This is a genomic window from Vibrio sp. Vb1026, assembly GCF_033338745.1.
Lineage (GTDB): Bacteria > Pseudomonadota > Gammaproteobacteria > Enterobacterales > Vibrionaceae > Vibrio > Vibrio alginolyticus.
In genome coordinates this window covers 106169-119857 of record NZ_JAWOTH010000009.1, presented here as the reverse complement: position 1 = coordinate 119857, position 13689 = coordinate 106169, and the positions used below count along the sequence as shown (strand labels likewise).

Annotated in this window: 14 protein-coding genes; 4 read left to right on the top strand and 10 right to left on the bottom strand. The window is 43.0% G+C overall.

Going from position 1 to position 13689, the window contains the following annotated elements:
• Positions 1-4: 4 nt before the first annotated feature.
• The 4 genes from pntB to R7E47_RS14835 all read right to left on the bottom strand — a co-directional run bounded on the left by pntB (position 5) and on the right by R7E47_RS14835 (position 4072).
• Positions 5-1381 carry a Re/Si-specific NAD(P)(+) transhydrogenase subunit beta gene (gene pntB / locus R7E47_RS14850; protein WP_005376248.1) on the bottom strand — a complete coding sequence of 459 codons (1377 nt, stop codon included), beginning with the start codon at positions 1379-1381 and terminating at the stop codon, positions 5-7.
• A gap of 8 nt (positions 1382-1389) precedes the next feature.
• Positions 1390-2946: a Re/Si-specific NAD(P)(+) transhydrogenase subunit alpha gene (locus R7E47_RS14845; protein ID WP_054575447.1), complete on the bottom strand. Its 1557-nt coding sequence runs from the start codon at positions 2944-2946 to the stop codon at positions 1390-1392.
• A 434-nt stretch (positions 2947-3380) separates the two neighbouring features.
• The gene (locus R7E47_RS14840; RefSeq protein WP_005376244.1) at positions 3381-3662 is read right to left on the bottom strand and encodes an HlyU family transcriptional regulator; all 282 of its coding nucleotides are present in this window, start codon (positions 3660-3662) and stop codon (positions 3381-3383) included.
• Positions 3663-3703: 41 nt separating this feature from the next.
• Positions 3704-4072 carry a late competence development ComFB family protein gene (locus tag R7E47_RS14835; RefSeq protein ID WP_053303639.1) on the bottom strand — a complete coding sequence of 123 codons (369 nt, stop codon included), beginning with the start codon at positions 4070-4072 and terminating at the stop codon, positions 3704-3706.
• A 253-nt stretch (positions 4073-4325) separates the two neighbouring features.
• Here R7E47_RS14835 and R7E47_RS14830 point away from each other — a divergent pair, with 253 nt between their 5' ends.
• Positions 4326-5564 (top strand): sensor domain-containing diguanylate cyclase, encoded by a 1239-nt coding sequence (locus tag R7E47_RS14830; protein ID WP_025998618.1) that lies wholly within the window; start codon positions 4326-4328, stop codon positions 5562-5564.
• A 251-nt stretch (positions 5565-5815) separates the two neighbouring features.
• Here R7E47_RS14830 and R7E47_RS14825 read toward each other — a convergent pair whose 3' ends face one another.
• On the bottom strand, positions 5816-6775 hold the full coding sequence (locus R7E47_RS14825; protein WP_017634619.1) for a diguanylate cyclase: 960 nt from the start codon (positions 6773-6775) through the stop codon (positions 5816-5818).
• Positions 6776-7048: 273 nt separating this feature from the next.
• Between R7E47_RS14825 and R7E47_RS14820 the strand changes: the two genes are divergently transcribed.
• Complete coding sequence (locus R7E47_RS14820) at positions 7049-7486, top strand: DUF3069 domain-containing protein (protein ID WP_005376232.1); 438 nt, start codon at positions 7049-7051, stop codon at positions 7484-7486.
• Between the two features lie 76 nt (positions 7487-7562).
• Here the strand turns inward: R7E47_RS14820 and modC are convergent, their stop codons facing one another.
• From modC to R7E47_RS14800, 4 genes are all read right to left on the bottom strand, one after another.
• The gene (gene modC / locus R7E47_RS14815) at positions 7563-8669 is read right to left on the bottom strand and encodes a molybdenum ABC transporter ATP-binding protein ModC (protein WP_017634620.1); all 1107 of its coding nucleotides are present in this window, start codon (positions 8667-8669) and stop codon (positions 7563-7565) included.
• Entirely contained in the window at positions 8666-9355 is a 690-nt protein-coding gene (gene modB, locus R7E47_RS14810; RefSeq protein WP_138940294.1) for a molybdate ABC transporter permease subunit, read from the bottom strand. Before modB ends, modC begins: the two co-directional genes overlap by 4 nt.
• A gap of 27 nt (positions 9356-9382) precedes the next feature.
• Positions 9383-10138, bottom strand: a complete 756-nt coding sequence (gene modA, locus R7E47_RS14805; RefSeq protein ID WP_258474457.1) for a molybdate ABC transporter substrate-binding protein — start codon at positions 10136-10138, stop codon at positions 9383-9385.
• A 69-nt stretch (positions 10139-10207) separates the two neighbouring features.
• Positions 10208-11659, bottom strand: a complete 1452-nt coding sequence (locus R7E47_RS14800) for a cobyric acid synthase (RefSeq protein WP_318084529.1) — start codon at positions 11657-11659, stop codon at positions 10208-10210.
• A gap of 155 nt (positions 11660-11814) precedes the next feature.
• Between R7E47_RS14800 and R7E47_RS14795 the strand changes: the two genes are divergently transcribed.
• A complete protein-coding gene (locus R7E47_RS14795) occupies positions 11815-12189 on the top strand; it encodes a NirD/YgiW/YdeI family stress tolerance protein (RefSeq protein WP_318084527.1) in 375 nt (124 codons plus the stop codon).
• Positions 12190-12343: 154 nt separating this feature from the next.
• Positions 12344-12880: a hypothetical protein gene (locus R7E47_RS14790; RefSeq protein WP_017634623.1), complete on the top strand. Its 537-nt coding sequence runs from the start codon at positions 12344-12346 to the stop codon at positions 12878-12880.
• A gap of 122 nt (positions 12881-13002) precedes the next feature.
• On the opposite strand, the gene R7E47_RS14785 is transcribed toward R7E47_RS14790, so the two are convergent.
• The gene (locus tag R7E47_RS14785; RefSeq protein WP_005388032.1) at positions 13003-13686 is read right to left on the bottom strand and encodes an ATP-dependent zinc protease; all 684 of its coding nucleotides are present in this window, start codon (positions 13684-13686) and stop codon (positions 13003-13005) included.
• Positions 13687-13689: the final 3 nt, after the last annotated feature.

The following is a 13689-nucleotide window of genomic DNA, read 5'->3' as shown; positions in this document are numbered from 1 at the left end:
ATGGTTAAAGTGCTTTAAAAATAGACTCAACACTTTCTTTCGCATCACCAAATAGCATTGATGTATTTTCTTTGAAGAACAGTGGGTTCTGTACTCCTGCGTAACCAGTATTCATTGAGCGCTTGAATACCACTACGTTTTTCGCGTTCCATACCTCCAATACGGGCATACCAGCGATTGGGCTGTTCGGATCTTCCAGTGCGGCTGGGTTGACCGTATCGTTAGCACCGATAACCAATACGGTATCGGTTTCTGCAAAGTCATCATTGATTTCATCCATTTCAAGAACGATATCATACGGTACTTTTGCTTCAGCGAGTAACACATTCATATGCCCCGGTAGACGACCCGCTACTGGGTGAATCCCAAAGCGAACTTCAATACCTTGTGAACGAAGTACATCAGTAATTTCATGAACAGGGTATTGTGCCTGAGCTACTGCCATGCCATATCCTGGAGTGATGATTACTGATTTTGAGTTCTTCAACATCTCTGCAACTTCTTCAGCCGTTGTTTCACGATATTCGCCCTGCTCTTCGTCACCTGAAATCACTATCTCTTGACCAAAACCACCGGCAATAACACTGATAAACGAACGGTTCATTGCTTTACACATGATGTAAGAAAGAATCGCACCTGATGAACCTACCAAAGCACCTGTTACAATCAATAGATCATTTGCTAGCATGAAACCTGCTGCCGCTGCTGCCCAACCTGAGTATGAGTTCAACATAGAGACAACAACTGGCATATCAGCACCACCGATTGAAGCGACTAAATGGTAGCCGAATGCGAACGCGATCAAAGTCATCACAATAAGAGCGAACATGCTGCCATCTGCTTTTACGAAGTAGATCATAAGAAGCGTAGAAATAACAACCGCTGCGAGGTTCATTTTGTGCTTATGAGGCAGGTTAAGTGGCGACGAAGAAATCACACCACGCAGCTTACCAAATGCGACAATTGAACCGGTGAAAGTTACGGCACCGATGAACACACCCAAGAATACTTCTACAAGGTGGATAACATGCTCAGCATGTGTTGCTGCTTCTGGCGCATCTAGGTAGCTGTTGTAGCCAACTAAAACCGCAGCTAAACCTACAAAGCTGTGTAGAATCGCAACCAGTTCTGGCATCTCGGTCATTTCTACTTTCTTCGCATAGAAAATACCGATCGCACCACCTATCGCCATCGCGATAATGATCCAACCAAAACCTTGCGCATCTGGGCTAAAGATCGTCGCTATCAGCGCGATCGTCATACCAGCGATACCGTAGTAGTTACCATTACGAGCAGACTCTTGCTTTGAAAGCCCCGCCAAACTCATGATGAAAAATAATGCAGCAACAATGTAAGCTGCTTGTACTAATCCTGCAGACATTGTGACTCCTATTTATCTTTGCGGAACATTTCAAGCATACGCTTGGTGACGGTGAAACCACCGAAGATATTGATACTCGCGATCAATACGGCAATAAAAGATAGGAATGAAACGACGCCATTACCTTGTCCAATTTGCAGTAATGCACCAACGACAATAATGCCAGAGATGGCATTCGTTACTGACATTAGTGGAGTATGAAGTGCATGGGTAACATTCCATACTACGTAGTATCCGACAACACACGCTAGAACAAATACAGTAAAGTGAGAAAGAAACGCTGCTGGAGCAACCGATGCTACCCATGCAAAGGCTCCAACAGCCGCTGCCACACCAATAATTTTCTTCGTTGGAGACGTAGGTTCTTCTACTTTAGGCTCTGGCTTCACAGGCTGTTCTTGTTTCACTTGCGGCTGAGCTGAAACCTGAATTGGTGGCGCTGGCCAAGTAACTTCACCTTCTTTCACCACGGTAACGCCTCGGATAACAACATCTTCAAAATCAATATTGATGTTGCCATCTTTCTCTTTACACAGCAGTTTTAGAAGGTTAACAAGGTTTGTCGCGTAAAGCTGAGAAGATTGTGTAGGCAAACGACCAACCATGTCAGTGTAACCAACAATTTTTACCCCGTTATCCGTCATGATAACTTGGTCTTTCACTGTATATTCACAGTTACCGCCATTAGCAGCTGCCAAGTCGACAATTACACTGCCCGCTTTCATGCTGTCGACCATTTCTTTGGTGATCAACTTCGGCGCAGGTTTACCAGGGATGAGCGCGGTCGTAATAATGATATCAACATCTTTAGCTTGCTCTGCGTATAACTCTGCCGCTTTTTTGTTGAAGTCATCAGACATTTCTTTTGCGTAGCCATCCCCAGAGCCTGACTCTTCTTGAAAGTCAACGGTCAGGAACTCAGCGCCCATCGATTCAACTTGCTCTTTTACTTCTGGGCGGACGTCAAACGCACGGACAATGGCACCTAAGCTACCTGCAGCACCGATAGCCGCCAAGCCAGCGACGCCAGCACCCGCAACCAATACTTTCGCTGGAGGTACTTTACCGGCAGCCGTAATTTGACCTGTAAAGAAACGACCAAACTCATGAGCTGCCTCAACCACTGCACGATAACCAGCGATATTAGCCATCGAAGATAGCGCGTCTAAGGCTTGTGCACGTGAGATACGAGGAACGGAATCCATGGCAAGAACGTTAATGTTCTTACTTGAAAGTTGTTCCATCAACTCAGCATTTTGAGCCGGCCAAATAAAGCTAACCAGTGTTGCTCCATCTTGCAGTAACGCAATTTCGTCAATGCCTTGCTCATCATCCACAATTGGCGCATTAACTTTTAAAATAAGGCCAGATGCCCAAACTTCTTCACTAGAAACGATTTTCGCACCAGCTGCTTCATAAGCGGCATCATCGAAACTCGCTAGCACCCCCGCTTGGGATTCAATCGCGACATCGAATCCCAATTTTATTAACTGCTCAACCGACTTCGGCGATGCAGCCACTCGCGATTCACCCGCGAGTATCTCTTTAGGTACACCGATTTGCAAAACGCATACTCCTTGTATACATATCAATAAATTAGTCCCAAAACAGAGCGTCGCTCTACTCTAATTCTTTTTTATTTCTATCTGTTTACCACGCAAGACAATTGCAAACGAAAGATGATGTTTGGGGACACCCATTTGCACAATAACACCTTGACTAACAGCCCTGTTATTATTCTGTTTGTATCGAACGCGTCTCATTACTTCAAGTGTTTTGTAATTTAAATACTAAATTTCATTACATATAACGCTAAGTAATGAATGATTGTTGCTCTGTGCACGAAAAATAACAACGCAACACCGTACTAGACTGAGGTCTAACCAGGTAACGATTAAATACTGACTTAACAGAGATTTAAGCGTTAAAAAGAAAGAGCCACTAGCATATACACTAACGGCTCTTTTTAAGATGACTGGAATCAAATTGCAGTAAATTGCTAGTCGAAGATTTTATCGCCCATTTGATCAATAAACATTTGAGATTTCTTCAACATAAGGTCATTGGCATCTTGCTCTGAGCCAAGCAAATCGGAGCGAATAAACCGATGTGTTTTCACTTCATCATTGTCATGCTTTTCTATTCGACCAGCGATGCGATATTGTCCGCCCTCTGAAAGGCTCTCTGGGTAAATAAGGAAACCTTTATATTCAACTGGTTCGATATTTTTGGCTTCAACCGTTTTCTCACTACCACCAAACAAACGCGAAAAAAATCCCACGATTCCTCCTTGGGTCAGCTCACTAGTCAACTGAGCGACTCTTACTTAATATTAACGTTAAGGATCGGTTTTTCATACCAATCCAACTCTTTGTCATCATCATAACTAGTATGGGAAAAAATTACAGGCACATCATACTCTCGGTTCTTACGCCTGTCTTCTTTCACCATTTCTGCGGCGTTTTTCACCGCTATATCCGCGCTTTGCTTAAACTGGCCTAATTTTTGTTCAGGAAGTGAAGACAAAAAATCAATATCATGACGGATATAGACAGGCTTGAGCTGGATAAGCGCAAGGCAAGCAATATCGGCTAACTGTTCGTTGTCATACTGTTCTAAAAATTCGGGCAAACTGAGAACCTGGCCTACTAAGGTTTCCATGTAATTGTGCACATCTGAGCTTATCTGCATCTGTAAATCTCCTTTTTCCTATGAAATGAGTATAGCAACGACTTGTTTATAACAACTTATTGATTGCTCTTAATTTAATCAATCTCTCTCTTTTTGCCGTAATGTCTTCCAAAATACTTGGGAAAAGGAACAAATAGACGTATTCTTGCTAGTTCTCAAAGTTCGAAATTCAATAACGGATAAATATCCATATTGATAAAACGATTTACCTAACCAATTATATAGTCAACTATTTTCAGGCAGTTTGTAATAGATGTCCTCATCGTCAATGACTTCATCAGGCTTCAGATTCTTATTCCCTTTTTTGCTACTGGGCATAGTGAGTTCGGGCATGGACAGCATTATTCAGATGACTCAGGCAAACTGGGGCATTGCCGCAAACTTGCCGTACATACTATTAGGTTGTGCGCTACTCCTTTGTTATTCATTTAAGCAAGGCAGAGAGTCCATGGTGTGCTTGGCAATGTTGCTAGCCTACTTCGTGATACAGCACCGCCTACAAGTCCCGCTTCAAAGTGGTACCGCTTTACTTGAGCTAACCATTTTAGCCACGTTACTTCCTGTCTCGTTTCTTACGGTATTTTTGTTTAGTAAAGAAGGTTTTGACTCTAGAGCCATGTTGACTTACATCTTGATGTTAGCAATGTTCGTTCTTTGGTCTTATCTAACGCTAGCATATTACGTTGAAGGAGGGTTTGAACAATGGACAAGCGGTATTTTATTTATTGTACCTACGGTCTCTAAACTGCCTTTAATTCTTGTTTTATATTGCGTGGGTATTGTCTGTTTTCTTGGAATCCTTGTTTTAAAGAAGAATGAAATTATCCATGCGATGACCTACTCTGCCATGGTATTGGCGTCTGCGACGTTCATTTTCTTTGATGTGCAGTACATATCAAGCACCATGTTTACGCTAACAGGGCTGCTTATCATTATTTATGCCGCTTCCGCTAGCCATCAACTGGCTTTCACCGATAGCCTAACGCTGATTCCGAGCAGACGTGCACTTGATCTCGATCTAAAACACATGGGTAAGAAGTTCACGATCGCAATGCTTGATGTTGACCATTTTAAAAAGTTTAACGACACCTACGGTCACGATACTGGTGATGACGTTCTAAAAATGGTCGCTTCGCGCCTCACTAAAACCCCAGGCGGCGCAAAAGTTTATCGATTTGGCGGAGAAGAATTTACCATCGTTTTTAAAGGCAAATACGCTGACGAATGTAAGAACTTTTTGGAAGAAGCTCGCAAATCGATTGCAGAATACGAGATGATATTACGCGATGAAGAATCTCGCCCTGAGAACCATAAACAAGGACAAAAACGTCGTGGTAGCAACAGTTCGAAAAGAAAGTCGGTTTTTGTTACCGCAAGTTTCGGAGTTGCTGATAGCCGGAATGGGCAAGCTCCTCTGGACGTCATTAAATCAGCGGACGAAGCACTTTACAAAGCGAAAAAGGCCGGACGTAACTGCATAAAGCTTCGTTAGGCCCTAACCAATCGTGAAAGTTAACAAGCTTGTCTGGGTTTAAAACAAAACCGAACTTCCCCATCAGCATAACAACTGCACTCATCGTTGCCACTATCCCGATGTTATCTATCTAATCATAGGTATAAGGTATACGCCCGATTGCGACATTCCGTTCGCACTGTTTGCCTATCTTACTTTGAGTTAGCTTTAAAATAACCACCAAAAAGTGACAACGCAACAAAAAGAGTGGCATTCATAAGATTTTGTTTTTAAAAAGAATTAACTACAGTATGTGTGTTTCTTCCCAAAGACTTCGAGGTATATAGCGCTTTATCAACGGTTGCATACAAGTCTGATTGCACTTCTTTCCCTGTCGGTTGAAAAACAAAAACACCCTGTGACACCGTCACTCTATTTGACACACTAGAATACTCATGTGGGTAATCGAGAAAATACATAGCCTCTTGTATACGCTCGGCTTCTCTTTCTGCTGTTTGAGTGTCGGTACACCCTAGCAACACAACAAACTCTTCTCCACCATATCGACCTACATATTCCCCAGAGCGACAAAACGTCGCCTTTAGTTGATTCGCAATCGCTTGCAAGCAACGGTCGCCTTCAATATGACCGTAATTATCATTAAACGGTTTAAAAAAATCGACGTCCAATAGAATCAAAGCCATTGGCATATTGTGACGGCCATGCCATGCAACCATCGATTCCAACTTATGGTCGATATAACGGCGGTTATAGAGTTTGGTTAGGCCATCTTCATTCGCTTGCTGAGTCAAAAGTTGATTAACTTGCTCTAATTGAGCTGTCGCTTGCTTAAGCTCTCGTCTCATATGAGCAATACGCTGCATTGCGATAAGTTTAGAGTTCAGTACCAGTTTATCTACCGGCTTAATTAAATAGTCATCACCGCCCGCGTCTATGGCTTTAGCAATCATTTCTGGCTCTTCGTGACTACTCAAGAAAATAATTGGGATCCAATCCGGAAACGTTTCTCTTATATGAAGAGAGACTTCAAAACCGTTCATATCTGGCATTGATATATCGAGTAACACCAGTTCCGGATCAAAACTCTCGTAGGTATTTAACGCCTCTAGTCCACTACCTACGGCTTTTACAATATGTCCAAGTTGCTTTAGACGAATAGCCAACTGCATCCTGTCTAGCTGAACATCGTCAACCAGAAGGATTCGCATCGATGTCCCTGTCGGTTGCATAACGCGTTCCATTTTTAATTATGTCTTTATTAAACATATACCATACTCATAGAGTTGTTGCATTCGACTAATAATTAAGTGCTATATTTTTGTTTGAATATCACGGAATCCATTGCATAAAGCAGTTAGACTGGACGTTACCCTATCTAATCATGGCCTGTGAGCAGAAGTTCAACAAACTCATTCACTTTGGTCATCTTGCGGACTAATGGGTATAGCTATTTGATGCATTTGGTATTAATATTCCCGCCTTTTTGTAATGAGAGACACACCATGTCAGAAGCAACTAACAGCGAAAGCAAAAAAATCGATCTAGCCAGCATTTCTCCAGAGCTACGTAAAGTTATCGAATTTGACGAAGTTCCAGAGCAAATGTTCGAAATGGTTACCTCTATCCATGAAGTGTCTGAAGAAGCGGTACGTGAATCATGGGACGAAATGCCAGCAAGCGCACAGAACATTCTAGACAACTTTGAACAGTTTCATGCTCTAGTTTCTGTAGGCCAAGCATTCGCTGGTATTAATGTGATGGAAGAGTTTCCTACTCTTAATCTGCCTGAAAACATGACAGATGAAGATAAAGAAGAATACCGTGCTCAACTACTTGATAATGTGCTTCACAACTGTGTGAAAGACATGGTTAAGCAACTTAAGAAAGCACGTCGTGACCCACTTCTTAAGCGTGAATTCAAAGAAGTATTCGCGAAGTAATTCCGACATTCTTCTAGTAACAAAGGCCGCACTTTGCGGCCTTTTTTGATCATGAAGCGTAAATCAGTCTAAACGGTTAATGAGGCGCTAGTGCCATATCTTTTTGTGTCACACTGACACCTTTAATTTGTGCAAAAACACGGCTACCAACTTTTAGGTTGAGATCATCAAGGGCCCACGGTGTGATCGTTGCCCACAAATAACATTTCTCGTCTAGCTTGAGTGATACATTAATACTCTGCTTGTCATCGGCTGCATTAAACACCTCGATGGAATCGACAATAGCAGGCAAAATATTTCGAATCGACGTCGCCTTGGACTGCTCGAGCGTGATAGAAACGTCGTTGGCACGCACTTGCAAGCGTATTGGCGTGTCTGGTGTTCCGTCAATCTTTTGCACCCACAGGAATACATTAGGTGCAAGGCTGATACAAGTCAGTGCATAACGTTCATGATGTTCAGCAATCCGGCCTTCAAATAAGCTGCTTTGCTCTGAGAAAGATTGCCATGGGCGCATAGCATGAGAAGCCCACACTTCCTCAAGCTTACCTGAACTCGAAATTTTACCTTGGTCAATAATTGCAAGGTGCTGAGCAAGCCTTAAAATTTCCTGGAGACTGTGTGTGACATAGATAATAGGAATATTTACCTTCTCCGACAACTCCTCAAGAAAAGGCATTACCTCACGCTTTCTAGGCATATCGAGTGAGGCAAGTGGCTCATCCATCAAAAGCAAATTGGGTTTAGATAGCAATGCGCGCGCAATCGCAACACGTTGCTTTTCACCACCAGAAAGTGATACCGGAAAGCGCTTTAGTAACGGTTTGATAGACAAGAGTTCGGTGACTGCATCAAAATACTCGTCATCTTTTTCTTTAACGCCATACAACAAATTGCCTTGAACCGAATAGTGAGGAAACAAACGTGAATCCTGAAACACATAACCAATGCCACGCTTGTGCGTTGGTAGGTTTATTCCCTGTTCACTGTCAAACAAAACATGCTCACCAACCGCAACATACCCTTGCCTTGGAGTGACCAATCCGCTGATGATGTTAATCAACGTCGTTTTACCAGCACCAGATCGTCCAAACAAGGCACTAATTCCGTTACAGGGTAACTTAAGTTTGATGTCGAAGTCAGTCTCACCAAGCATTTGTTTAAATTGGACTTTAATCGTCATTGCTTCGCACCCAATCTGCTTGCCGCTTTACGATTTAGCCATTCAGAGATCATTAATGTAGACAAGGCTAACGCGATAGAAATGATACACAGACGAGCCGCCTGCATTTCTGCACCTGGCGTTTCAATAAAGTTGTACATTGCCAGCGGAATCGTTTGGGTCTCACCCGGAATGTTAGAGACAAAACTGATCGTCGCCCCGAATTCGCCAAGACTACGAGCAAATGACAGCATCGTGCCCGTAATAATTCCGGGAATGGTCAGTGGTAACGTGATGGTGAGAAACACTTTTAAAGGAGAAGCGCCTAACGTAGAGGCTGCGTGCTCCAATTTAGGGTCGACGCTATCTAAGCTTAAGCGTACTGAACGAACCATCAAAGGCAAAGCCACGACAAGACAAGCGACTACTGCCCCTTTCCAATTAAAGCTAAAGACTACCCCTAAGTTTTCATAGAGCCACTTTCCAAGGAACCCTTGTCGTCCTAAAGAAATCAACAACAAATAGCCGATTACCACTGGCGGCAATACCAGTGGTAAATGAATTAAGCTATCGAGAATCGATTTACCAAAGAACGTTTTTCGAGAAAGTAGCCAAGCAAGAAAAACGCCGAGAGGAATCAGCCAAAGTACTGCGTACGCGCCTACTTTGAGGCTTAACATTAAGGCTTGGTATTCCAGTTCTGTCACGCTTCGTTCCTATAATTGAAGGCCGGTTTATTGCTGAAAGCCATATTGAGCAAAAACGCGTGCGGCTTCGTCCGATTTTAGGTACTGGAAGAACTGCTCCGACTCAGTAGAATCATTCACAATTGCAGCCGGGTAAACAATAGCCGCATGCGTATCACTCGCAAATTCGCCGACAATTTTGACTTTATCAGTTAACTGAGCATCGGTTTTGTAGACCACACCTAAAGGCGCTTCTCCACGTTCAACCAACGCCAAAGCTAAGCGCACATTCTTTGCTGGTGCGACGTGAGTTTGAACCGCTTTCCATACACCCAGTGTAGTCAATGACTCTTTCGCGTACATACCAGCAGGTACTGACGTCGGATTGCCTAAAGCAAGACGATTTCCATGCAATGCCTTCTCCCATGCCTTTGCATCAGAAAAGTTAATTGAGGTTAATTCTGAAGACTGAGGAGCAATCAACACTAAGCTATTGCGCACTAGATTTGTGACATTGTCACGATGAATGACGTCTTTATCGACCAAATAATCCATCCATTTCGTGTTCGCAGAAATGAATACATCCGCTGGTGCGCCATTGATAATTTGTCGAGCGATAGAAGAAGAACCACCATAAACGGGAGTGATAGAAACGTCATACTTTTCTTCAAAGTTTTGCGCGATCTCGTTAATCGCATTCGTCATAGAAGAGGCTGCATACACTTTTAGGTTCGTTGATGCGTTTGCTGAAAATGAAATGCTTAATACTACCGTAAGGCAAGCATACTGTTTCCATGCTTTCATAGAGATACTCCAATACAAGGCAAGCGAAAGAACAGGTTATTTAAATATAAAGTTCAATCAGTTAATGGGCTATTTAAACAAAAAATCAAGGCGCACATGTTGTTCTATCGCATCTGCGATGCGATTAATGCCTTGCTCCTTTAACTCTTCAAAGTCTTGTTGTTTGATTTGGGTGCCGTTTACCCATTCTGATACCAGGCTTAAGACATCTGCCTCGTCAAAGAACCCGTGAAGGTAGGTTCCCATGATTTGGCCACACTCGCTGATCGCCCCCTCCGCTTCACCGGAACTGAATGTAAGAGGTTGCAGGCCCCGTACTTCACTTCGCCCTACGTGGATTTCATAACCCTTTACATTGGCTGTTTTGCCGTTAAGAGAAAGCTGTGCTTGTGTGTTTGTAAGCTGTTTGCTGTTAGTTAGCGTCGTAGTGATATCAAGCAAGCCAAGTCCTTCACTTTGACCTGGTTGGCCTTCGACGCCGTTTGGATCATCAATCAAGTTTCCAAGCATCTGGTAGCCGCCACAGATACCAATCACTTTTCCACCAAGACGAATATGACGCAAGATATCTTTATCCCACTCTTGGCTTCTTAGATACTCTAAGTCGTCTCTCACTGATTTGGTCCCAGGCAAAATAACCAGGTCGGCTTTATCTATTTTTTCGCCTTTACCCACATAACGTAAATTGATATCTGGATTCAATCGCAGCACATCAAAATCAGTATGATTACTAATCCGGGTTAAAACAGGCACAACAACATTCAGTTTTACCTCAGAGTGCAACTCTTGCTGCGCAGTGATCGCGTCTTCTGCTTCTAAATTCAAACCATGGAGAAAAGGAAGTACACCAAGTACAGGTTTACCTGTTTTTTCTTCTAGCCAATCGAGGCCCGATTGCAATAAACGAATATCACCTCGAAAACGGTTGATAACAAATCCTTTTACTCGCGCTTGTTCAGATTCAGAAAGTAACGCAAGTGTTCCGTACAAATGTGCAAACACTCCACCACGATCAATATCAGCAACAATGATCACTGGTACATCAGCGGCCTCAGCAAAACCCATGTTTGCAATATCGCCTTCTCGTAAATTGATTTCAGCAGGACTCCCCGCGCCCTCGATAATGATCGAATCAAATTCTTGAGTCAGACGAGAGAAGGAATCTAACACCGTGTCCATCGCCACTTTCTTGTAATCATGAAAGCCAGCCGCATCCATATTGGAAATCGCCTTACCCTGCAAAATGATCTGAGCACCTGTATCACTGTTAGGTTTAATCAAAACCGGATTCATATGTACGGTTGGCTCAATATTACACGCCTGTGCCTGAACGGCCTGTGCTCGACCTATTTCACCGCCATCTTTGGTTACCGCACTATTTAGTGCCATGTTTTGTGGCTTAAATGGGGCAACATTTATCCCTTTTCTTACTAATACACGGCATAAACCTGCCACAAGGACACTTTTTCCGGCATCCGAAGTGGTGCCTTGAACCATTAAAGATGGGATCGCTGATTTCATGAACATTTGTAAGGAATAGAGGAAGATGAACAATCATAACGTCATCGTCCCCACTTACTCAAGCAAATGAATAGAATATGAATGTTGAAATCATCATTGGTTCAAACAAGCCCTGTTTTAATGAACCCATCAAAACAAACCGATGAGGATGTAACATGAAAAAGAATACAATTATCGCAACAATCGCCGCCTTAGCTATTGCTCCTTCTATCGCGTTCGCGAAAGATAACGCTCAAAACCAATCAAACTTGCAGTTTAACGGTCCTGTCACTGTGGAAAAATTGGATGCCTTGCTAAACGACTCCAATATGTTTACTGAAAAAGATGTGGTCGTTGAAGGTAACTTATTGCGTCAAGTTCGCGCGGATAAGTTTGTCTTTAGCGATGGTTCCGGTGAAGTGATGGTCGAACTCGATGACGATATTCAGCTAAATACTCCGATTGATCACACGACTAAAGTCCGTCTGTTTGGCAAATTTGAAGGCGGGAACAAACCAGAGATTGAAGTCGAACAACTCGTGGTCATGTAAAACAAACCACGATTGCTGTACATATCAACATGATGTAGTGACGATTACAGCTAAATAGTGACGGCAAGCACTTAAAATGATAGCTTTATCAATCTTGGTCTGCTTTTTGCAGACCATTTTTTTGTTCATTTTAATCATCTTGCCCGGAGACACCATGCTAGGTAAAGCTCTAAAGGTTGCAGCCTTTGGTTTGTGTGCTATTTTGCCACTTTCCGCACACGCAAATAATTTCAACTACAACACGATGGAATTTCGCATGGGCACTAGCCCTGGTACATTTGGTGGCGAGTTCAATACCTACTTTACAGAGAATACCCATTTCATTGCTCGCGCAGACAGTGAATTCAGCGGAGACTGGGACATTGCTGGTGGTATAGGCTTTAATGGGCCAGCAGGCCAATTTGCAGATATTTATGGCCAAATGTTGGTACACAACATTAAAGAGAACGGCAGTGATAAAGTGGGTGACGAGTGGCGCACGGAAGTGAATATTGGCACTCGTATTTGGTTTATGCAAAATGTTGAGCTACATGGCCGTATCGGCCAAATCATAGATAATGACGATTCGAACACCATTTACAATCTGGGCGCACGATTCCACTCAACTCAACAACTATCGCTTGGTGCAGATTTCAAAAATAATGGTGTCTATGGCCAGCAAATTGTAATGTCTGCTCGTTTTGCATTTTAGTGGATATGACTACCAGGCATCACAAGCAAGCATATGATTCAATAAAAATAGCCTCCGATTTTGGAGGCCATTTTTTGCTAATCAAGAATTATTAGCTTGTAGCAGAAACTAGCTTTAATACATCAGTTTTTAGCGGTTTTTTTAGGTTTATCTTGCACATATTTTTTCGATACATCCACAACGGCAATATCTCTAAAAAAGCTTCGACCAAGCAAAATTGGAAACGTCATATGTCCGCGATCCGCTAACGTAAACTCTGTCTTTTCTTTGTGATCCCCAACGGTAATGTAGGCTTTTACCACCGCTCGTTTATCCACCTCTTCTGACGAAGACTGCTTAACTTTAGCCCAGCGCTCAACGGGTACTTTAAATTCTTTGGTGTCTTTGTCACCTAAATCTATCTTAAATTTAACCCAGTCTTTACCATCACGCTCAAACGGAACAATGTCAGTCGCACTAATTGATGATGTTGTCGCACCTGTATCGACTCTAGCCTTGAAAGTCTGGTCAATTTCAGGAACATAAACCCATTCTTCAGAACCAAGAATTAACATGCCATCGGGTGTTTTTGTGACCTTGACTGGCTTCTTAGGCTTTGGTTCCGGCTTTTTCTCAGGTTTCGCTTCTGGTTTGGGCTCCACCTCTGGCTTTGGATCTACATCAGGTTTCACTTCTGGCTCGACTTTAACGGGCTCTTCGACCTTTGGCGACTCTGGCTCAACAGGTTCCTGCGTCGTTTGAGTTGACGTACAAGCAATTAAACTGCCGCTCATCATAAGCGGCAGAATCAGTTTCCAGTTTTTCATCCA